Below are 19,517 nucleotides of genomic sequence, written 5' to 3' on the forward strand. Positions count from 1 at the left end.
CCTGGCGGGCCGATTTCCACCGGACCGGCTGACTTCCGCCGGACGGCTGATCTTGGCGCAGCCTTGGCTGGCCTATGCAGCCGAGGCCGGCACCAGCCAGCCCGTCCGGCGTTTGAGGACGAGGCCGTTCAGGCCGATGCGGGGTCTGGGGCGCAGTCCCAGCGGGGTCCAGGGGCGGAGCCCCCCGGTGGGGGGCGAAGGGGCGAAGCCCCAGGGATGGGACGGGTAGGGGCGGCGGGGGCGAGACAACTCAGCGCCAGCCGTAGCGCTCCCTCAAGCGGTGCACCACGGAGTTGAACCGCATCCGATCCAGCGCGCACGCCTCCCGCCGCATCCCCGCCTCGTGCAGCCGCAACACCCGGTCCACGGACACCCACGAGTCGCGCCCCGACCGATCCCACGGCCCACTGCCGATCGGCACCCACTCGCGGGAGCCGTCGTGCCGCTTGCTCGACAGCTGCACGGCGAGGAACGTGCCACCAGCCTCGCGGGCGACCACAAGCACCGGCCGGTCCTTGCCCCGGCCGTCGTTCTCCTCGTAGGGGACCCACGTCCAGACGATCTCGCCGGGATCGGGGTCGCCGTCGTGCGCAGGCGAGTACTCCGTGCGGACCCGCCCCACCTCGCGGGGCTCCGCCTCGGTGGTCGCCGAGGGCCCGTAGCGGCCGGGAACGTCGGAGGCATGGGCGGCGTCGTCGGTGAAGGCAGTCACCCGAGTCACGGTAGAGCCCCCACGCCCCAGCCCGCCGAGGGGGGCCGCCAGGAGGCCGCTACGAAGCCGCGGGCGGCCTGAACTCCCGTACAGCGCCGTCGGTTTCGAGAGTCGGCCACCGCTCGTGCCACCGCAGCTCCGCCTCCACCTGCGCGGCCAGCGACACGAGAAGCGGCTCGCTGTTCGCGGGACCGAGGAGCTGCGCACCCACGGGCAGACCGTCGCCGACGAAGCCGGCGGGGACGTTCACCCCGGGCCAGCCCAGCACGTTCCACGGCCAGGCATACGGACAGGCGGCGATCATGGCACGGTCGGTACCCAGACCGTTCAGCTGCGCGAGGGCACCGATCCGCGGCGGCGGAGCGGCCGTCGTCGGCGCGAGCACCACGTCATACGTCTCGAAAAGCGCGCCGATACGCCGGTGCAGCATCGCCTCCGCACGACGCGCCATCCGCAGCGGCGCCCCGCCGAGCAGCCGCCCCACCCGGGCCGCCTCACGCGTGCGCCGGTCCAGCAACTGGGGGTGCGGCGCCTCGCGCACCCGCTCGGCGATCCCGGCGGTGGCACGCGGCACGAACGTCAACCCGATCTGCCCGTACGCCGGATCGGCCTCCTCGACCTCGTGCCCGAGCGCGGCCAGCCGCTCCGCGAGCGCGACCACCCGCGCCCGTACGTCCGGCCGTAGCCGCGCGGGCAACGCCGTGAACGGCGGCTTCAGCGAGAGCGCGATCCGCAGCCGGCCCGGCTCCCGGCCCACCGCGTCCGAGACGGACAGAGCGGGCGGGCGGTGCACATCGCCCTCGTGCTGACCGCTCGCCGCGTCCAGGAGCAGCGCGGCGTCCTCGACGGTGCGGGCCAGCGTGCCGTTCACGGTGATCCCCTGGAAGGCTTCCGCGCGCGGCCAGGTCGAGATCCGGCCGCGCTGCGGCTTGATCCCGATCAGGTGCGTCCAGGAGGCCGGGATCCGTACCGAACCCGCCCCGTCCGAGCCCAGCGCGGCCGGCACCAGGCCCGCCGCGACCGCCGCCGCCGAACCTCCGGACGAGCCGCCCGGCGTGTGCCCGGTGTGCCACGGGTTGCGGGTCTCACCGAAGGCGGGGCCCTCGGTGAACGGCCACTGCCCGAACTCGCAGGTGTTCGTCTTGCCCACGATGATCGCCCCGGCCGCCCGCAGCCGTCGTACGGCCTCACCGTCCTCGGCCACCGGCTCGAACTCCCCGCGGCAGCCGAACGCCGTCGGCTCGCCCGCCACGTCCGTGTCGTCCTTCACCGCCACCGGCACCCCGAGCAGCGGCCGCCGCACCCCCGCCGCCAGCTCCTTGTCCGCCGCCTCCGCCTCGGCGAGCGCGGCCTCGGCCCGCACCAGCCGGAACGCGTTCAACGTGCCCTGCGTCTCCTCGATCCTGGCCAGCGCCTCCTCGACGAGCGCCCGCGAGGACACCTCGCCTTCGGCCAGTGCGCGAGCGCACTCGGCCAGTCCTGGGGCACGGTCGGCAGCCATACGAGACACCTCCGGAAGCGCGATGAATACCGAACGGTAACCCCGGCAAGCGCGATCCGGTACGGGATGCGCAACTTCCCCGGGCCGCTTGGGCTTCCCGAGGCGAACCCAGACCCCCGGCACCCGCCACGGAGGGCTTCTGGAAAGATGCGTTACGTCATGGTGCAGATACCGGAACAGCCCGCCCCGTCCCTGCCCGCGCAGCGCTCCGTGCCGACGAGCGCCGACGTTGCCCGCGTGGCGGGGGTCTCACGCGCGACCGTCTCCTACGTCCTGAACAACACGAGCGCCGTACGGATCAGCGAGCCCACGCGCCGCCGCGTCCACCAGGCCGCCAGGGATCTCGGATACGTCCCGCACGCCGCCGCCCGCAGCCTGCGCGCCGGGCACAGCCGCATGGTGCTGATGCCCGCGCCGACCGTGCCGGTGGGCCCGCTCTACAGCCAGTTCTTCAACGAACTCCAGTGGGCGCTCAGCCGTCTCGACTACACCGTCGTGCAGTACGGCAGTGTCGGCCTCGAAGGCGACGAGGCGGCCCGCGTCTGGGCGGAGCTGCGGCCGGTCGCCGTCCTGGTGCCCGGCAGCGGACTCGGCCCGCAGGGCGTGGCCGTCCTCAAACGCTCCGGCGCGCGCGCCGTCCTCACGCTCGGACCCGAGCGCGTCGAAGGCGCCCACGCGCTGCTCATGGACCACAGCCTCGTCGGCCGCTCGGCCGGCGCCCACCTGCTGGCCCGGGGGCGCCGCCGCGTCGGCGTCCTGATGCCGGAGGACCCCGGACTGGAGCTGTTCTCCAAGCCCCGGCTCGAGGGCGTGCGCCGGGCGCTGCACGGGAAGGACGCCACGGTCACCGAGGTACCCCTGGCGTACGAGGAGGAGGCTGCGGCCCAACTCGCCAAGCGCTGGCGCTCGTTGGGACTGGACGCGGTGTTCGCGTACAACGACGAGTACGCCATGCTCCTGATGCGCGCCCTGAAGGACGAGGGCATCCGCATCCCGGACGACACGGCCGTCATCGGCGCCGACGACCTGATGATCGGGCGGCTGCTGCGTCCGCGTCTGAGCACCGTCCATATCGAGCTTCCTTCCGGGCAGGAGCTCGCCGAACTGGTCGACCGCGCGGTGCGTGCCGCCGGCGCCGAGCCCGAAACGCACGAGGTACTGGGAGCGACCGTCGTACACCGTGCGTCAACCTGACAACTCGCGTACGTGGGAGGCGTGTTCATGCGGACCACGATCGGCATCATCGGCGGCGGCCCCGCCGGACTGTTGCTCGCCCGGCTGCTGCACCGGGCGGGTATCGACTGTGTCGTCCTGGAGAGCAGAACACGCGCGTACGTCGAGCAGCGCCAGCGGGCGGGCATGCTGGAGCAGGGCACGGTGGACGCGCTGCGCGAGTGCGGCGCCGCAGACCGGCTCGAGGTCGACGGCCTGGTCCACAACGGCATCGAGCTGCGCTTCGACCGCGAACGGCACCACATCGACTTCCCGGTCCTCACCGGCGGCCGTACCGTCACGATCTACGCCCAGACGGAGATCGTGAAGGACCTCATCGCGCTCCAACTCGCCGACGGGCCCCAGCTGTTGTTCGAGGCGGAGGCGGTCGCGATCGAGCGGCCGGAGAGCGACACACCCGTCGTACGCTTCGTCCACCAGGGCCGTGAACAGACCCTCACCTGCGACTGGGTGATCGGCTGCGACGGCTTCCACGGCATCGCGCGCGACACGTTCCCGGCGGCCATCAGCCGCACGTACGAGCACGACTACCCGTACTCCTGGCTCGGCGTCCTGGCCGATGTGCCGCCCTCCTGCGAGGAATTGATCTACGCGAGGGGCGACGGGGGCTTCGCGCTGCACAGCATGCGGTCGCCGTCGGTGTCCCGGCTGTATCTCCAGGTCCCCAACGACACGTCCCCGGACGACTGGCCGGACGACCGCATCTGGGACGAGCTGTCCGCGCGCTTCGCGATCGACGCCGACTGGCACCTGGAGCGCGGGCCGATCACCGCCAAGTCCGTCACCCCGATGAGGAGCTACGTCCACGAGCCGATGCGCCACGGGCGGCTGCTGCTCGCCGGGGACGCCGCGCACATCGTGCCGCCGACCGGCGCGAAGGGGCTCAACCTCGCCGTGTCCGACGTACGCCTCGCCGCCCGCGCCCTGATCGAGCTGCACTGCACAGGTTCGGCCCAACTCCTCGACCGGTACTCGGAGTTGTGCCTCGACCGGGTATGGCAGGCGACGCGCTTCTCGTACGACATGACCCGCATGCTGCACGCCGATCCGGACGGGGACGCCTTCGAACACCGGCTGCAACTGGCCCGGTTGCGCCGGATCACGGCGTCCCGCCCCGCGGCCGCGGAACTGGCCGCGAACTACACGGGGCTGCCGCTGCCTCTCTGACCCGGCCGACGCACTGCCCCGGCCGGCTCATTGCTCCGGCCGACTCACTGCTCCGGCTGGGCCTGCTGCTCCTCGATGGACTTGCGGACCTCGTCCATGTCCAGCTTCCGGGCCTGTCCGATGACATCCGTCAGCGCGGACTCGGGCAGCGCCCCGGGCTGGGCGAAGATCGCGACCTGGTCGCGGACGATCATCAGCGTCGGAATCGACTGGATGTTGAAGGCCTGCGCAAGCTCAGGCTGAGCCTCGGTGTCCACCTTGCCGAAGACCAGGTCGGGGTTGGCCTCCGCGGCCTTCTCATAGACGGGCGCGAACTGCCGGCAGGGCCCGCACCAGGACGCCCAGAAATCGATCAGGACGAACTCGTTGTCCGTGACCGTCTGGTCGAAGTTCTCCTTGGTGAGCTCCACGGTGCTGCTCATGGCGTTATTCCCACTTCCTGGTTTCGGGGCGTTGCCGCTGTGCACAACGGTGCCTATTGGTGGCGTATTCCGCGCGCGTACCCGTGTGGCTTCGGCGCACACCACCCACCAGACTTGCGCTCATGAACCAGACTGGGCCCATGACGGAAACGGAAACCATCGCGTACGACGTCGTGGTGCTCGGGGCCGGTCCCGTGGGGGAGAACGTCGCCGACCGCACGCGCGCGGCCGGCCTCTCCACGGCGGTCGTGGAGAGCGAACTGGTCGGCGGCGAATGCTCGTACTGGGCGTGCATGCCCAGCAAAGCGCTGCTGCGGCCGGTCATCGCGCGGGCCGACGCACGCAGGGTGCCCGGCCTGCGGCAGTCCGTGCAGGGACCTCTCGACGCCGCCGCGGTCCTCGCCCACCGGGACTACTACACCTCGAACTGGAAGGACGACGGCCAGCTCGAATGGCTGGACAGCATCGGCGCCGACTTCTACCGCGGGCACGGGCGGCTCGCCGGGCCGCGCCGCGTCACGGTCACCGGTCCTGGCGGCGAGCAGCATGTGCTCACCGCCCGGCACGCCGTGGCCGTCTGCACGGGCAGCCGCGCGGTCGTGCCCGAGCTGCCGGGAATCGACGAGATCAAGCCGTGGACGAGCCGTGACGCCACCAGTGCGCAGGCGGTGCCGGGCTCTCTCGTGGTCGTCGGCGGCGGTGTCGTCGGCGTCGAGATGGCCACGGCCTGGCAGGCCCTCGGCTCCCGGGTCACGGTGCTCGTCCGTGGCAAGGGCCTGCTGCCCCGCATGGAGCCCTTCGCCGGGGAGTTGGTCGCCGAGGCGCTCACGGAAGCCGGCGCGGACGTCCGTACCGGCACGTCGGTCGAGTCGGTAACGCGGGACGGCTCGAAGGTCGTGGTCGTGACGGACAAGGGCGACCGTATCGAGGCCGACGAGATCCTCTTCGCCACCGGCCGCGCTCCGCGCACCGACGACGTCGGCCTGGACAAGGTCGGTCTGGAGCCCGGCTCCTGGCTCACGGTCGACGACAGCTGCCGGGTGACGGGCAGCGAGTGGCTGTACGGGGTCGGGGACGTCAACCACCGTGCGCTGCTGACCCACCAGGGCAAGTACCAGGCCCGTATCGCGGGCGCCGCGATCGCCGCGCGGGCCGCCGGCGTTCCCCTCCTGGAGTCCGACTCCTGGGGCGCTCACGCGGCGACCGCCGATCACGCCGCCGTCCCCCAGGTCGTCTTCACCGACCCGGAGGCCGCCGCGGTCGGCCTCTCCCTCGCCGAGGCCGAACAGGCCGGCCACCGGGTCCGCGCGGTCGACATCGACCTCGCCTCGGTGGCGGGCGCCGGCCTCTACGCCGACGGCTACCGCGGCCGGGCCCGCATGATCGTCGACCTCGACACCGAAACCCTTCGTGGTGTCACCTTCGTCGGCCCCGGCGTCGGCGAGCTCCTCCACTCGGCGACGATCGCGGTGGCCGGAGAGGTCCCGGTGGACCGGCTTTGGCACGCCGTACCGGCGTACCCGACGGTGAGTGAGGTGTGGCTGCGGCTGCTGGAGGCGTACCGGGACGCGTAGTCGCGCTTACGGGGAGACCGCCGGTTCCCCGTGACCGGCGCTCTCCCCAGTGTGACCCACGTCACGCGAACGCCCGGGAACTTCCCGCCCCCTCCGGCCGACTACTGGACCGCCGCGACCGAACACGGCCGCACGGCCCGTCCCCGCACGACCGGAGAAGCCCGCCGATGACCACCGCTGCCTCGACCGAGACGGATGACTCCCCGGAACCGGGTGCCCCGGATACCCCGGAGTCCGACAAGCCCGCACCGCGGCGCAGTGTCTGGGCGCCGCTGCGCCCCCTGGTGCTGCGGCTGCACTTCTACGCCGGAGTGCTCGTCGCCCCGTTCCTGCTCGTCGCCGCCACGACCGGACTGCTGTACGCGGCGTCGTTCCAGGCCGAGAAGATCGTGTACGCGCATGAGATGAACGTCCCCGTGGGCGAGCGCAAGCTGCCGATCTCCGAGCAGGTGGCCGCCGCACGCGAGGAGCACCCGCAGGGCACGGTCGCCGCCGTACGGCCATCGCCGGAGGCGGACGCGAGCACCAGGGTGCTCCTGTCCGGGGTGCCGGGCGTCGATGCGGAGCACAAGCTCGCCGTGTTCGTCGACCCGTACACCGCGGAGGTGCGCGGCGCGCTCGAGCAGTACGGATCCACCGGCGCGCTGCCGCTGCGTACCTGGATCGACGAGTTCCACCGCGATCTGCACCTCGGCGAGACCGGCCGGCTCTACAGCGAACTCGCCGCCAGCTGGCTGTGGGTGATCGCAGGCGGCGGCCTGGTGCTGTGGTTCAGCCGCCGCCGTAAGCAGCGGAAGGTGCGGGGCACCAGCGGTCGGCGCCGCACGCTGGGCCTGCACGGCACGGTCGGCGTCTGGGCCGCGGCCGGGTTCTTCTTCCTGTCGGCCACGGGCCTGACCTGGTCGGCGTACGCCGGATCCCACATCGACGCCCTGCGCACCTCTCTCAACCAGGCCACGCCCACGGTGTCGGCCGCGGCGGGCGGCGAGCATGCCGAGCACGAGTCTTCCTCCGCCGAGGGCGGCGCCGACCACGGTGTCGGCCTCGACAAGGTCCTGGCCGCCGGACGCGCCGAGGGCCTCGGCGACCCGGTGGAGATCGTGCCACCGGCCGACGCCTCCTCCGCGTACGTCGTCCAGCAGGTCCAGCGCAGCTGGCCCACCAAGCAGGACGCGGTCGCCGTGAACCCGGCGAACGGCCAGGTCATGGACACCGTGCGGTTCGCCGACTACCCGGTCCTCGCCAAGCTGAGCCGCTGGGGCATCGACGCGCACACCGGCGTCCTGTTCGGCATCGTCAACCAGATCGCACTGTTGGCCCTCGCGCTCTCCCTGATCCTCCTGATCCTGTGGGGCTACCGCATGTGGTGGCAACGCGGCCGCACCTCCGCCTTCGGCCGCCCCATCCCACGCGGCGCCTGGCAACAGGTCCCGCCACACATCCTGGTCCCCCTGATGGCAACCGTCGCCGTGGTCGGCTACTTCGTCCCACTCCTCGGCATCCCCCTGGCGGCCTTCATCGCCGTGGATGTGGTGCTGGGCGAGATCGCGTACCGGCGGGGAAAGCGGACGTACGAGCGGGTCAGTCGCTGACGGAGCACAGAGGAAGAAGTGTTCGCGAAGAGATGTTCGCGAACACTTCTTCCGGAACGGTTCTTCGCGTTCTACGCTGCGCGTCATGGCAGACGACGACGGCACGACCGACATCACCCTCGATACGGCCGCGTTGCGTGTACTGGCGCATCCCACGCGGCTCGCGCTGCTGAACCGGCTGCGGCAGCAAGGACCGGCCACCGTACGGCAGTTGGCGGCGCACTTCGAGCTGGACTCGGGTGCGGCGAGCTATCACCTGCGGCGGCTCGCGGCGGGCGGGCTGATCGAGGAGGACACGGAGCGAGGGTCGAAGCGGGACCGGTGGTGGCGGGCACTGCACCGGATCTCGCTGCACGATCCGGCCACGGCACCGGACTCCGCCGACAGCCGTGCGTACGCGCAGGCCTTGGCGCTGGCAGATGGGGAGGCCTTGCGCAGGGTCGCCGCCGAGGTGGTGCCGGTCATGCCCGACGAATGGTTCGGCGTCAGCGGATTCATGAGCTACATGCTGCGTATGACACCCGGTGAACTCGAGGCGATGAAGGGCGAGTTGCTGCGGGTGGTCGAGAGCTACCGGGAGCGCGAGCCCGCGAACGGGGCCGAACGAGTGGCCGTACATCTGCAGTTGTTCCCGCTGCTCGCCGACGAGGGATGACTGCGCGGCCCGCCTACCGCGACCCGAACGTCCTGCGGTGGCTGGGCGCCTACACGACATCGGTCACCGGCGATGTCGCCTACTTCATGGCCTTGGCCTGGGCCGTCGCCCGCGCCGCCGGTCCGGCCCAGGTCGGTGCCGTGCTCGCCGCCGGGGCGATACCGCGGGCCGTTCTCATGCTCGGTGGCGGCGTACTCGCCGACCGCTTCGGCCCGCGCCGCGTCCTGATCGGCAGCGATCTCGTACGGTGCGGGGTGGTGCTCGGCGCGGCGGGGCTGACCTGGGCCGACGGCCCTCAACTGTGGGCGCTGTACGCCCTGGCCCTGCTCTTCGGCGTCGTCGACGCGGTCTTCATGCCGGCGGTGGGGGCATTGCCTCCGAGGCTCACGGACCAGGGGCAGCTGGCCCGGGTGCAGGGGATGCGGGTGCTGGCGGTGCGGTTCAGTAATGCGGTGGGACCGCTGATCGGGTCGTTCGTGCTGGCCGTTCAGGGGGCCGCGGGCGCTTTCGCCGTGGTGGGAGTGCTGTTCGGCGTGTCGCTGGGATTGTTGATGGCGGTACGCACGGGGCCGGTCGCCGGGTCTCGGCCGCTCAGGGACGTCGCGGCGGGCCCGGCGCGGACCGACCCTCCGGGCCGTCCCATCGAATTCGCCCCGCACGGACACGGTCCCACCGAATCCACGCCGCATCGGCATGATCCCGACGAACTCGTGCCGCGGCGGCCCCTGTCAGCGGATCTGCGCGAAGGCCTCCGCTACCTGCGCCGCAACGGGCGGCTGCGCCGCCTCGTCTGGGTCATCGCCCTCGGGGAGATGTGCTTCAGCGGACCGCTCTCCGCCGGGCTCGTGATGCTCGCCGACGAACGAGGCTGGAGCGCCGCCACGCTCGGCTGGATTCTCGCCGCATTCAGTGTCGGCGGAGCCGTGAGCGCGCTGACGATGGCGGTCGCGCGTCACGTGCCCGGCGCCAGGGTCGTACTGGCGGGATCGCTGCTCGTGACCGCCGTAGTGGTCGCCGTGCTGGGCCGGATCGGCTCACCCGGCACCGCCGTCGCGCTGGGCGGGCTGCTCGGTGCCGTCAGCGGTGTCGCGATGGTGGTTGGCAACGCCCTTCTGCAGAAGGAGGCCGAGCCGCGGTACCTGGGGCGCGTCACCTCGGTGACGACGCTCTGCACCTTGGGGCTGAGCCCTCTTCTCTTTCCGCTGACCGGGCTCGTCGCCGCTGCCTGGGGCGCGGCGACCTTCTTCGCGGGGTGTGGCGTGATCTGCGTACTGGCGGCGGTGACCGCGCTTACGGCGCCTCTGCGCGGAATGCGCCTTTGAGGGCGCTTACAGCGACTCGAAATCTCCGCGAAGGCCGACGCGACCGAATGTGAGGTTCCGCCTCCTCCTGCCGTCCCTGCAACTCAAGCGTGCGCCCGAGCATCAGCCGGGCGTAGTGCTCCACCGGGTCACGCTCGACGAGTACTCGCAACTGGGTCTCGGCGCGGTGCAGTTGGGCCGAGTGGTAGTAGGCGCGCGCCAGTAGCAGCCGCGGTCCGACCTGCTCCGGAACCTCCTCGACCAGTCCGTCCAGGATCCGCGCTGCTGCGGTGTAGTCCCTGGCGTCGAAAACATCCGGGCGAGTTCCCTGCGCTCCGCGGCCGTCCCGTGGTCGTAGTACGTCGTGCTCACTTCGGCCGCCTTCGACGACCACAACGGCCCAGTCTTATTGAAAGCTCCACGACCGAGCTCGGTGTCTACACGTGAGCTGCTGTACGGCACACACGACCTGACGGAGAGATCCCCGTGGGTTTGAGAGAGGTTCCGTAATTACGGGTAGTCGATCTTGAGGTTGTGGAGCACGCGATGGTCTGTTCGGCCTGCGTCCTGCGCTTGGCGAACGGCTTGCTCTTGTTCCGGCAGGTGGTGGCCTCCGGCGCGCTGCGGTAGGCGCCATCTCCGATCAACAGCCGGTGCCCGGCAATCTGGTTGGCCATGGTCGCGCGGAAGACCACGGTGTCGTTGCAGTTGCCGGGCCAGGAGTCGCCTACGGCGATCACGCGCCGGCCCTTGGCGCGGATGATGATCTGCACGTTCACCGAGCGGCGGTAGTTCTTGGAGCGGGCTGTCATCGCGTGCTCCTCAACGGGGATCAACGTGCCGTCCACCACCCATAGATCAGCCCGGCTTCCTTCGGGTGGTCCGAGGAGTCGGACGATCACGGGGGTGAGGCGGTCGATGACACGATGGGCGGTGGCCTGCCCGACGCCGAACGGGTCGGCGAGCTGCTGGTGGGTCAGGTTGGTTCGCCATGCGATGGCGGCCGGCAGGACGCGGTTGTCCAGTAGGAGCGTCCAGGGCCTCCCTCGGCCCTGCTGGGACACAAGGGCGGCCACGCGGGCGACCAGCACGAGGAATGCCTTGACGGTCGGTCCGGTCCAATGCAGCAGGGGCCGGGCCGCAGGTTGGCGACGTTGATCTTCGACGCGAACAGCCACCACAGCCCATTAGATCAATTATTTTTCGGATTGGAGAAGTGACCCACTAAGAGGTTGTCTCAGTTGGCGTGCAGGCTGAGTACCCATACTCAGGTGCGTCTGCTGCTGCGGCGGCATGCTGGCGGACATGCAGCATCCTTCGGTGTGGTTGGATCTTGGGCTCGCGATCGCTCTTCTTCCGGTGTCGGCCATGCTTATCGTCTGGCTCGGGATGCATGTGATGTTCTCGGGTGATGACTTCGGATCCCCCGGCATCCGCACTGCCCATGCTGGGCGGCGCGGGGCGTGGATCAGCGGTTGCGCAGCGGTGGTAGCGGGTGGCGGGTTGATGGGCCTGCGGTTGTGGATCGCAGGGTCCGTTCACCTGCTCGTTCTCGGTGCGGCAGCTGTTCTGGTCGCCGTCGTTGCTGCGCAGAATGGTTGATCACAGCAGTCGCCGGTAGCAGATCAGAGAGCTGGCGAGGCCAACGAAGGCGAGGAAGTGCTCGGCCTTGCGCTCGTAGCGGCGGTGCAGGCGGCGACAGCCGCACAGCCACGACAGTGTACGTTCGATGACCCAGCGGTGCCGGCCGAGGCTGCCGGAGGTCTCCTTGCCGCGGCGGGCGATGCGCGGCACGATCTGCCGCCGTCGTAGCCAGTTCCGTAAGTGGTCGAAGTCGTAGCCCTTGTCTGCGTGGAGCTTGGCCGGGCGGCGACGCCTGGGGCCTCGGCGGGAACGGATCGGCGGTATGCCCCGCATCAGCGGCACCAGTGCCTGACTGTCGTGCAGGTTGGCGGCGGAGATGCCGACTGAGAGGGGCAGGCCGTTACGGTCACAGATGACATGGATCTTCGCCCCGTTCTTGCCGCGGTCGGTCGGATTCGGTCCCGTCAGGGCCCCCTTTGACCGCCCGGACGCTGATGGAGTCGATGGCACAGCGCGACCAGTCCACCTCTCCGACCGTACCGAGCCGGTCCAGCAGTACCCGGTGCAGCTTGGCCCACACCCGGTCCGAGGACCAGTCGGTGAAGCGACGGTGCACCGTCTGCCAGGAGGCTCCGAAAACCGGCGGCAGCTGCCGCCAGGTGCAGCCCGAGGTAGCCACGAACACGATCGCGGCCAGCACCGCACGGTCGTCACACCGGCGTCGCCCCCCGCCCTGCGGACGCACCGGATCGTGATCGCCGCTCACACCCAGCTCCGCCTCACCCGCGAGGCCGCCGCAGACCTGCGTCGCCCTTGGGAGAAACCGACCGAGCCCGCCCGGCTCACCCCGGCCTGCGTCCGCCGCGGGTTCAGGAACATCCGCCCCCACCTGCACAATCCGGCCCGAGCACCGAAACCATCAACACCCGGACCAGGCAGGCCAGTTGGATCGAAGAACCGGCATCCCGCCACCCGCTACGACGTCGGCAAGACCACCAAGCGCCCCGAGAGCATCACCGAACGCAACCAACTCAAAGCTCACAAAGGTGAAATTTCAAGCTAAGTCCCGGATCAAAAGTGCACGTCTTTCGTCTCAGTTCCCGGGCTTCGGGTGTGCTGCGCGCCAGGCGTCGAGCCGGTCAACCGGCCACAGGGGGGTGCGGCCGACGTAGACGGGTTTGGGGAAGTCGTCGCGGCTGCTGTTGAGGTTGTAGACGTGCTGGACGGTGACCTTGAGTCTCGCCGCTGCCTGCTCTGCGTCTTCGTATCCAGGAATCTTAATCGCCATGAACCAATTCTACCTCGTTTGTCATAGGTGAACTAATCAAATAGCCTGTCGTAGGTCAACTAATCTTGAGGGGAGGTGACGGTCATGCAGCATGCCCAGCCGCAACGGAAGTTCCGGGGGAAGAACAAGGCCCCGAAGTGGACCAAGCCCAACGACGGGATGGTGTCGGTGATCGCGCTGCCGCTGGCCGTCACCGACCCCGCCGACCTTGACCGGCTGGAGAAGCTGTTCGGCGCAACGTGGTCGATCAAGCGGGCCGTCCAGCGCGATGCCCGCGCCAAGGTCGATGCCTACTGGGCTGCCAAGCACGAGCGCGACCGCGATGGGGCGAAGTCCGTGCGCCAGCGCCTCGGCCTGTCCCGTGAGGGCCTGGAGCGCTGCGCGTACAAGCACCTGGAGGACGCCGGGCACCTCAAGCACCACGCCTCGAAGGCCCTGGCCATGCACATCGCGGACGAGGTGTGGAACGGCGTCTCCCGGCACCTGTTCGCCGACACCACTGGCAAGCGTCACGGGCGTCCGAAGGTGGGCCGGTGGCACGACTTCACCCGCATCCCCGGCCGCGCCCGCTCGCACACCACCGCGAACAAGTGGGAGACCTTCCGCCTCGTCGGCACCCTCCACGGCCACGCCACGGCCTACACCGACAGCGGCCAGCACGACCTACGGCAGCCGCGCCGGATGCCCAAGCCGAGTCTGCCGGACGGCAAGGTACCCACCGGGAAGACCACCGCGTCGGGCAAGCCCGCGATGCGCAAGGCCACCTGGTGGGACCACACGGGGCCGCTTGCCCTGGTATTCACCGGAGGCCCCGCCAGCGCCCGTGGTGACCTCGTACTCCCCGTCCGCATCCCCCAGGGGCCGGGCCAGTGGGACCGCGTACAGCACTTCCTCGCCGGCCCCGGCCGCTGGCACAAGGTGGACCTCGTGCGCCGCCGCAAGGCGTCCGCGCCGGGCGGCTGGGCGTATGAGGCGCACCTGATGGTGCTCGGCCCCGGCTACGCCTCCCCGGCCGTCCAGCAGATGCGCCGACAGGCCGCCGCGCTGGATCGGATCGGCGGGGTGGACGGCAACGTCTCCAACCTCTCCGTGGTCTCCTTCCCCGCGTCGCTGGACCCCGCCGAAGGTGTCCCGGAGTCCTCCGAGATCGTGCTGACCGAGGAGGAGCGGGCGCGGCTGGAGAAGGCGGCGAAGAAGCGCAGGGGTCGGGCCCGGGCGCTGGAGCGGTCGCGCCGCGCCACCAACGCCGCGCAGTACGGCATGTCCAAGCGGCAGGCCCGCAGGGCGGAGCGCCGCGCCACAAAGGGCCTGCTGGAGAAGACCGTCACGGTTCCCGGCGGCGCCCGCGACGCCCGTAAGGACCGGGTGCCGAAGCAGGCGTTCCGCCGTGACCGGCTGTCGGCCAACTACCGGGAGCTGCGCGCCCGCCAGGCCGAAGCCGCCGCATCGGCCGCCGAGCACCGACGCCACCGCGCCCGCGCCGTGGCCCGAGAGATCATCGCCGTCCACGGGCCGCATCTCACGGTCGAGGACTGCGACATCCGCGCCTGGTACCGACTGTGGGGCAAGCGCCTGTCCCAGACCACGCCCGGCATGCTCACCAAGGCTCTGGAGATCGAATGCCAGGCGACGGGCGGCAGGCTCGTACGGGCGTCCACCTGGTCCACCGCACTGTCTCAGCACTGCCTCTGCGGTGAGCGCGTCACCAAGACGCTGCGGGACCGTGAGCACAAGTGCATCGCGTGCGGGCTCGTCGGCAAGCGGGACCTCGTGTCGGCTGCACTGGCCGCCTTCGTTGACCTGGCCGACCCGGACGACCCCAAGACCGCGACCCTGGACTCCGCCCAGTCGCGGCACGCACAGATCACCTTCGGAGAAGGGCTGGAAGAGGCCCTGTGTGAGTCAACCACACCGTGCCAGAACACCCCTCGGGGTGCTGGTCGCGTGGCAGTCCCCCGGCAACGGGTGACCTCTGCTCACCGAACCGCCGCACGGCGGGACCGAGCAACCCCAGATGAGCGACGCCCCGTGCGTGACCACGCTGGAGCGCCCGCCCCTCGCCTCGGCTGCATTCCGCAACTCCCCCCTTGGTGAATAGCGGCACAAGTCTTAGGTTGAGCGGCATGAGCAATCTTGATCGCGAGGCAGTTCCCGCTCTCTGCGGCGGCCGTGGGTTTGTGGTGGCCGAGCCGGTGCGGGAGCTCCTCAGTCCGCGCAAGGTCAAGCTTGGCGAGTCCAGTGAAGTTCGGCGGTTGTTGCCCAACCTCGGGCGGCGCATGGTGGGCGCCTGGTGCTTTGTCGATCATTACGGGCCCGATGACATCGCCGACGAGCCGGGTATGCAGGTGCCGCCGCATCCGCATATGGGACTGCAGACCGTCAGCTGGTTGCACGAGGGTGAGGTGCTGCATCGTGACTCCACCGGCAGCCTTCAGGCGATCCGCCCGCGCGAACTCGGGCTGATGACGTCCGGGCGGGCCATCAGTCACTCCGAGGAGAGCCCGCGTTCGCACGCGCGCTTTTTGCATGGCGCGCAGCTGTGGGTGGCGCTGCCCGACACCCACCGCCACACCGAACCGCTCTTCGAGCACCACGCCGAGCTGCCCGTCGTCACCGCCCCCGGTCTCAGAGCCACGCTGATCCTCGGCTCGGTCGATGGCGCCGCCTCGCCCGGGACGACGTACAGCCCGATCGTCGGTGCCGATCTCGCGCTCGACCACGGCAGTGACGTACGACTGCCGCTGGAGCCCGACTTCGAGTACGCCGTCCTGTCCATGTCCGGCGAGGTCCACGTGGACGGCGTGCCACTGGTGCCCGGCTCGATGCTCTACCTCGGCTGCGGGCGCTCCGAACTGCCTCTGGGCGCCGAGTCGGACGCGGGGCTGATGCTTCTCGGCGGCGAGCCCTTCGAGGAGGAGTTGATCATGTGGTGGAACTTCATCGGGCGGACGCAGGCCGAGATCGAGCAGGCCCGCTCGGACTGGATGGCGGGTTCGCGCTTCGGTGAGGTGAAGGGGTACGACGGCGATCCGCTGACCGCGCCCGAACTGCCGCCGGTGCCGCTGAAGCCGCGGGGAAGGGTGCGCTGAACCGGAAGCCGACCGAGGGCTGAGCGGGGAGCCGGACTGGGACACGCGTCAAGCGCGCCCATGTGCCTCCTGCGTGCGGCGTGACAGTGAGTCGAGGACCACCGCGGCGAAGAGCACCCCGCCCGTGATCATGAACTGGACGGCGGCGGGGGTGTCCGTGATGGCCATGCCCGAGGCGATCGACTGGATGACCAGCATGCCGAGCACCGCTGACCAGGTCGTACCCCGTCCTCCGAACAGGCTGGTGCCACCGATGACGGCTGCTGCGATGGCATTGAGCAGCAGGATGCTCGAGCCTGAACCCTGGCTCACCGACGTGATGCGCGAGGCCAGGAACAGGCCGCCGACCGCGGCCATGGTGCCCGAGACCGCGAGCACCGCGGTCCGCACCCGCGCCACACTGAGGCTGGCGCGACGGGCCGCCTCGACACCGCCGCCGAGCGCGTAGACCTGCCGCCCGTAGTGCGTGCGGCGGAGAACGACGTCGAGGCCGGCCACCACCACGAGGAAGATCAGCAGGGCCAGCGGCAGCCCCTGGAACCGGTTGAGCAGATAGGCGGAGACGAACGCGATCACCGCGAGGACTCCCGTACGCACCGCTGTTTCCCGGAGCGAGCGGTGCGGCATGCCGGCGGCCTTGCGGCGCCGCCTGTCCAGATAGGACACGAGGAAGACGAGACCCACGGCGACCGCCGCGAGGCCGTAGGCGGCGGCGTCGTTGGTGAAGTAATGGCTGGTCAGCTTGGCGACGAGCCCGTTCTCGTCGAGGTTGACGGTGCCGCTGGTCCCGAGGATGTAGAGCATGAGGCCGTTCCAGGTGAGCAGCCCGGCGAGGGTGACGACGAACGCCGGCACCCGGGTCCTGGCGAAGGAGAAGCCCTGAACGGTTCCCGCCACGGTGCCCGCGAGGACTCCGACGATGAGGGCCAGCCACTCCGGCACGCCGTTGTTCACGTTCAGAACGGCGAAGACGGCCGCCGCGAGGGCGCTGATCGAGCCGACCGAGAGATCGAGCTCACCGAGCAGCAGCACGAAGACGAGACCGACCGCGATCAGACCCGTGCCCACGATGTCCACGCTGAGATTGGACAGGTTCCGGGGTGAGAGGAAGTTCTCGTTGAGGGACTGGAAGGTGATCCAGACCGCGGCGAGGACGAGGACGACGGGGAGCGAGCCCACTTCACCGGCGCTCAGCCTGCGCCGGAAGGCGGCGGCCCAGCTCTCCACGGCCCGGGCGACGGACCGCCCGCGGTGTGGCCGACGAGTGTCGGAGGGGGGTGCGGCGGGTTCGGCCCGCGTGTCGTTGTCCGCCATGTCGCGCATCCCTTTCACCACCCCGCATCCCGGGCGGCCATCCGGCGCGGCACGTTTTCCGTGGCGCCGGTGATGGAAGAGAGGATCGTTTCCTGAGGGGCGGTGTTCACGTCGAAGAAACCGTTGTTGCGGCCGAGCCGCAGCACGGCGGCCCGGTCCGCCAGAGCTTTGACATCGCCCAGGTTGTGGCTGATGAGCAGCACTCCCTTGCCGCGGTCACGCAGCTCGTCGACGATGTTCAGGACCTCGTTGGCCTGGTCGATTCCCAGAGCCGCGGTCGGTTCGTCCAGGAGCAGGACCCGCGGGTCGCCGAGGAGCGAGCGGGCGATCGCGACCGTCTGCCGCTGGTCGCCGGTCAGCGAGACGACGGGAGCGCGCAGATCCGGCACCCCCTTCGTCAGGCGTTCCAGCAGGTGCCTGGTGCGGCGCTCCATCTCCATCTCGTCGAGGAACCCGAACCTGCGGAGCTCCCGTCCGAGGAACAGATTGCCTACGACATCGAGGTTCCCGCACAGCGCGAGGTCCTGGTAGACGGTGGCGATACCGAGGTCCCGGGCGTCGTGCGGGCGCCTGATCTGGACCGTCGCGCCCTCCCACTCGATGACGCCCTTGTCCGCGGGTAGGACCCCGGAGATCAGTTTGACCAGGGTGGACTTGCCGGCCCCTGTGTCGCCGAGAAGAGCGACCACCTGGCCCGCGCGTATCTCCAGCTCGATGTCGGTGAGGACCTCGACGACGCCGAAGCGCTTGCACACACCGTGCAGCGCCAGCAACGGGGGAGCCGGCACGCGAACCATCTCCTTCCGGGGCCGGGACCTCGTCGGAACCGGCCTGCCAGGGCGGCTCCTCGGACCGGTCTGTCAGGTCAGCCCCGCCCTCTTGCAGGCGGCCTCGAGCTGGGGGGTGCAGATCTGCTGGACCGTGAACACGCGGTCCTTCACCACGGTGTCCTTGATGGTGCCGACGGTCACGGAGACGGGGGTGAGCAGGACTGCCGGTACGGTGTCCCCGCCGCTGGTCTTCACCGTGCTCTTGGCGACGTGGTCGAGGCTTTCACCGCGGGCCGCGGCCACGGCCATTTCGGCGCCGGCGGAAGCCTCGGGACCGAAAGGCTTGTAGACGGTCATGTACTGATCGCCGGCGACCATACGCCGCAAGGCTCCGAGTTCGGCGTCCTGCCCGGTGACGGGCGGCAGCGGGCTGACCTTGTTCGCCTTGAGGGCGGAGATGACACCGGCGGCGAGGCCGTCGTTGGCCGAGTAGACCCCGTCGATGTTGTCGGCACCGAGGGCGGAGATGGCGTTGGACATGTGCATGTTCGCGGTCTCCGTCCTCCACTGGTGTGTGTCGTACGCCTTGCCGATCTTCACCTTCCCCTCGAGCACGGACAGCGCGCCCCTCTTGAACGCCGCCGCGTTGGGGTCGCTGGGATCGCCGTTCATCATGACGATCTGGCCGCCGGGCACCCTGTCGCCCATGGCGTTCAGCAGTGCCCTGCCCTGCTGCCTGCCGACCTCCTCGTTGTCGAAGGAGACGTAGCCGGAGACCGGGCCCTCGGCGAGACGGTCGTAGGCGATGACCGGGATACCCGCTTCATCCGCCTTTCTGACCGCGGCGCCGAGCGATCTGGCGTCCACGGCGACCAGCACGATGGCGTCGACCCCCTTGGTGATCATCGAGTCCATCTGCTGCCGCTGGACAGCCACGGCGTTCTCGGCGTTGCCGTGCTCGACCGTGCAGTCGGCGCACAGCTCCTGGACCTTCTTCTCGAACAACGGCCTGTCCTGGGCCTCCCAGCGCTCCGTGGTGGCGGCCGGCAGCAGCAGACCGATCTCTGGTCTCCCCTCGTCGGAGTCGGTCCCGGCACCCCCGCATGCCGTGAGAACGACGGCCGTCGAGACGGCGGTCAAGGCGAGGGCCGCGTCCCGTATGCAGGCCTTCATGTGAGAGACCTCCCTTGTCCTGCACCGAGCGTGGTGAGGGGGCGCTCACGGATCACGCGCGACCGGCCTTCAGCCCTTCGACGGGGTGCGCGTGGGGAAGCGGCGCGCGTACACCCGGTGCCGGGATGCGAGTGCGGTGGGG

General features: G+C 70.2%; 18 protein-coding genes and 2 pseudogenes. 10 read left to right on the forward strand and 10 right to left on the reverse strand.

What is annotated here, in order from left to right; genetic code table 11:
- Positions 1-250: 250 nt before the first annotated feature.
- Both OHT21_RS41120 and OHT21_RS41125 read right to left on the reverse strand, forming a co-directional pair.
- On the reverse strand, positions 251-712 hold the full coding sequence (locus OHT21_RS41120) for a type II toxin-antitoxin system PemK/MazF family toxin (protein ID WP_328773328.1): 462 nt from the start codon (positions 710-712) through the stop codon (positions 251-253).
- A gap of 58 nt (positions 713-770) precedes the next feature.
- Positions 771-2,213: an amidase gene (locus tag OHT21_RS41125; RefSeq protein ID WP_328773329.1), complete on the reverse strand. Its 1,443-nt coding sequence runs from the start codon at positions 2,211-2,213 to the stop codon at positions 771-773.
- Positions 2,214-2,372: 159 nt separating this feature from the next.
- Between OHT21_RS41125 and OHT21_RS41130 the strand changes: the two genes are divergently transcribed.
- Together OHT21_RS41130 and OHT21_RS41135 are read left to right on the forward strand one after the other, a co-directional pair.
- Positions 2,373-3,407, forward strand: a complete 1,035-nt coding sequence (locus OHT21_RS41130; protein ID WP_328773330.1) for a LacI family DNA-binding transcriptional regulator — start codon at positions 2,373-2,375, stop codon at positions 3,405-3,407.
- A gap of 27 nt (positions 3,408-3,434) precedes the next feature.
- Complete coding sequence (locus OHT21_RS41135; RefSeq protein WP_328773331.1) at positions 3,435-4,613, forward strand: 4-hydroxybenzoate 3-monooxygenase; 1,179 nt, start codon at positions 3,435-3,437, stop codon at positions 4,611-4,613.
- Positions 4,614-4,657: 44 nt separating this feature from the next.
- Here OHT21_RS41135 and trxA read toward each other — a convergent pair whose 3' ends face one another.
- Positions 4,658-5,035 (reverse strand): thioredoxin, encoded by a 378-nt coding sequence (trxA, locus tag OHT21_RS41140; protein WP_328773332.1) that lies wholly within the window; start codon positions 5,033-5,035, stop codon positions 4,658-4,660.
- A gap of 140 nt (positions 5,036-5,175) precedes the next feature.
- Between trxA and OHT21_RS41145 the strand changes: the two genes are divergently transcribed.
- From OHT21_RS41145 to OHT21_RS41160, 4 genes are all read left to right on the forward strand, one after another.
- Positions 5,176-6,609 carry a dihydrolipoyl dehydrogenase family protein gene (locus OHT21_RS41145; RefSeq protein WP_328773333.1) on the forward strand — a complete coding sequence of 478 codons (1,434 nt, stop codon included), beginning with the start codon at positions 5,176-5,178 and terminating at the stop codon, positions 6,607-6,609.
- 167 nt (positions 6,610-6,776) lie between these two features.
- The gene (locus tag OHT21_RS41150; protein ID WP_328773334.1) at positions 6,777-8,201 is read left to right on the forward strand and encodes a PepSY-associated TM helix domain-containing protein; all 1,425 of its coding nucleotides are present in this window, start codon (positions 6,777-6,779) and stop codon (positions 8,199-8,201) included.
- A gap of 85 nt (positions 8,202-8,286) precedes the next feature.
- A complete protein-coding gene (locus OHT21_RS41155) occupies positions 8,287-8,856 on the forward strand; it encodes a helix-turn-helix domain-containing protein (RefSeq protein WP_328773335.1) in 570 nt (189 codons plus the stop codon).
- A complete protein-coding gene (locus OHT21_RS41160; RefSeq protein WP_328773336.1) occupies positions 8,853-10,178 on the forward strand; it encodes an MFS transporter in 1,326 nt (441 codons plus the stop codon). Before OHT21_RS41155 ends, OHT21_RS41160 begins: the two co-directional genes overlap by 4 nt.
- 6 nt (positions 10,179-10,184) lie before the next feature.
- On the opposite strand, the pseudogene OHT21_RS41165 reads toward OHT21_RS41160, so the two are convergent.
- Together OHT21_RS41165 and OHT21_RS41170 are read right to left on the reverse strand one after the other, a co-directional pair.
- A pseudogene (locus OHT21_RS41165) lies at positions 10,185-10,529 on the reverse strand (tetratricopeptide repeat protein).
- Between the two features lie 65 nt (positions 10,530-10,594).
- Positions 10,595-11,248, reverse strand: coding sequence for a transposase family protein (locus tag OHT21_RS41170; protein WP_328773337.1), 654 nt, complete (start codon positions 11,246-11,248; stop codon positions 10,595-10,597).
- 214 nt (positions 11,249-11,462) lie between these two features.
- Here OHT21_RS41170 and OHT21_RS41175 point away from each other — a divergent pair, with 214 nt between their 5' ends.
- The gene (locus OHT21_RS41175; protein WP_328773338.1) at positions 11,463-11,759 is read left to right on the forward strand and encodes a hypothetical protein; all 297 of its coding nucleotides are present in this window, start codon (positions 11,463-11,465) and stop codon (positions 11,757-11,759) included.
- Here OHT21_RS41175 and OHT21_RS41180 read toward each other — a convergent pair.
- A protein-coding gene (locus OHT21_RS41180; protein ID WP_443050695.1) for an IS5 family transposase occupies positions 11,760-12,513 on the reverse strand; the annotation gives its coding sequence in 2 pieces (ribosomal slippage) (positions 11,760-12,204 and positions 12,203-12,513; 756 coding nt in all).
- Between OHT21_RS41180 and OHT21_RS41185 the strand changes: the two are divergent.
- Positions 12,490-12,804: pseudogene (locus tag OHT21_RS41185) on the forward strand (NF041680 family putative transposase); the annotation flags it as partial. The gene OHT21_RS41180 and the pseudogene OHT21_RS41185 sit on opposite strands and share 24 nt — an antisense overlap.
- A gap of 30 nt (positions 12,805-12,834) precedes the next feature.
- Here the strand turns inward: OHT21_RS41185 and OHT21_RS41190 are convergent.
- A complete protein-coding gene (locus tag OHT21_RS41190) occupies positions 12,835-13,029 on the reverse strand; it encodes a helix-turn-helix transcriptional regulator (protein ID WP_328773339.1) in 195 nt (64 codons plus the stop codon).
- Positions 13,030-13,113: 84 nt separating this feature from the next.
- On the opposite strand from OHT21_RS41190, the gene OHT21_RS41195 reads away from it, so the two are divergent.
- Positions 13,114-15,123: a zinc ribbon domain-containing protein gene (locus tag OHT21_RS41195; RefSeq protein WP_328773340.1), complete on the forward strand. Its 2,010-nt coding sequence runs from the start codon at positions 13,114-13,116 to the stop codon at positions 15,121-15,123.
- Positions 15,124-15,152: 29 nt separating this feature from the next.
- Complete coding sequence (locus OHT21_RS41200; RefSeq protein ID WP_328773341.1) at positions 15,153-16,118, forward strand: pirin family protein; 966 nt, start codon at positions 15,153-15,155, stop codon at positions 16,116-16,118.
- Positions 16,119-16,166: 48 nt separating this feature from the next.
- Here the strand turns inward: OHT21_RS41200 and OHT21_RS41205 are convergent, their stop codons facing one another.
- The 3 genes from OHT21_RS41205 to OHT21_RS41215 all read right to left on the reverse strand — a co-directional run bounded on the left by OHT21_RS41205 (position 16,167) and on the right by OHT21_RS41215 (position 19,375).
- The gene (locus tag OHT21_RS41205; RefSeq protein WP_443050557.1) at positions 16,167-17,441 is read right to left on the reverse strand and encodes a sugar ABC transporter permease; all 1,275 of its coding nucleotides are present in this window, start codon (positions 17,439-17,441) and stop codon (positions 16,167-16,169) included.
- A gap of 5 nt (positions 17,442-17,446) precedes the next feature.
- Entirely contained in the window at positions 17,447-18,229 is a 783-nt protein-coding gene (locus tag OHT21_RS41210) for an ATP-binding cassette domain-containing protein (RefSeq protein WP_328773343.1), read from the reverse strand.
- A 63-nt stretch (positions 18,230-18,292) separates the two neighbouring features.
- Complete coding sequence (locus OHT21_RS41215) at positions 18,293-19,375, reverse strand: sugar ABC transporter substrate-binding protein (RefSeq protein ID WP_328773344.1); 1,083 nt, start codon at positions 19,373-19,375, stop codon at positions 18,293-18,295.
- Positions 19,376-19,517 lie beyond the last annotated feature (142 nt).

The sequence above is a fragment of the Streptomyces sp. NBC_00286 genome (assembly GCF_036173125.1).
Taxonomy (GTDB): domain Bacteria; phylum Actinomycetota; class Actinomycetes; order Streptomycetales; family Streptomycetaceae; genus Streptomyces.

What these genes read in the sequence shown, in the direction of transcription:
- OHT21_RS41125 (WP_328773329.1), bottom strand. Translation starts at nt 2,213, where the DNA reads ATGGCTGCCGACCGTGCCCCAGGACTGGCCGAGTGCGCTCGCGCACTG.
- OHT21_RS41130 (WP_328773330.1), top strand. Translation starts at nt 2,373, where the DNA reads ATGGTGCAGATACCGGAACAGCCCGCCCCGTCCCTGCCCGCGCAGCGC.
- OHT21_RS41135 (WP_328773331.1), top strand. Translation starts at nt 3,435, where the DNA reads ATGCGGACCACGATCGGCATCATCGGCGGCGGCCCCGCCGGACTGTTG.
- trxA (WP_328773332.1), bottom strand. Translation starts at nt 5,035, where the DNA reads ATGAGCAGCACCGTGGAGCTCACCAAGGAGAACTTCGACCAGACGGTC.
- OHT21_RS41145 (WP_328773333.1), top strand. Translation starts at nt 5,176, where the DNA reads ATGACGGAAACGGAAACCATCGCGTACGACGTCGTGGTGCTCGGGGCC.
- OHT21_RS41150 (WP_328773334.1), top strand. Translation starts at nt 6,777, where the DNA reads ATGACCACCGCTGCCTCGACCGAGACGGATGACTCCCCGGAACCGGGT.
- OHT21_RS41155 (WP_328773335.1), top strand. Translation starts at nt 8,287, where the DNA reads ATGGCAGACGACGACGGCACGACCGACATCACCCTCGATACGGCCGCG.
- OHT21_RS41160 (WP_328773336.1), top strand. Translation starts at nt 8,853, where the DNA reads ATGACTGCGCGGCCCGCCTACCGCGACCCGAACGTCCTGCGGTGGCTG.
- OHT21_RS41175 (WP_328773338.1), top strand. Translation starts at nt 11,463, where the DNA reads ATGCAGCATCCTTCGGTGTGGTTGGATCTTGGGCTCGCGATCGCTCTT.
- OHT21_RS41190 (WP_328773339.1), bottom strand. Translation starts at nt 13,029, where the DNA reads ATGGCGATTAAGATTCCTGGATACGAAGACGCAGAGCAGGCAGCGGCG.
- OHT21_RS41195 (WP_328773340.1), top strand. Translation starts at nt 13,114, where the DNA reads ATGCAGCATGCCCAGCCGCAACGGAAGTTCCGGGGGAAGAACAAGGCC.
- OHT21_RS41200 (WP_328773341.1), top strand. Translation starts at nt 15,153, where the DNA reads ATGAGCAATCTTGATCGCGAGGCAGTTCCCGCTCTCTGCGGCGGCCGT.
- OHT21_RS41205 (WP_443050557.1), bottom strand. Translation starts at nt 17,441, where the DNA reads ATGCGCGACATGGCGGACAACGACACGCGGGCCGAACCCGCCGCACCC.
- OHT21_RS41210 (WP_328773343.1), bottom strand. Translation starts at nt 18,229, where the DNA reads ATGGTTCGCGTGCCGGCTCCCCCGTTGCTGGCGCTGCACGGTGTGTGC.
- OHT21_RS41215 (WP_328773344.1), bottom strand. Translation starts at nt 19,375, where the DNA reads ATGAAGGCCTGCATACGGGACGCGGCCCTCGCCTTGACCGCCGTCTCG.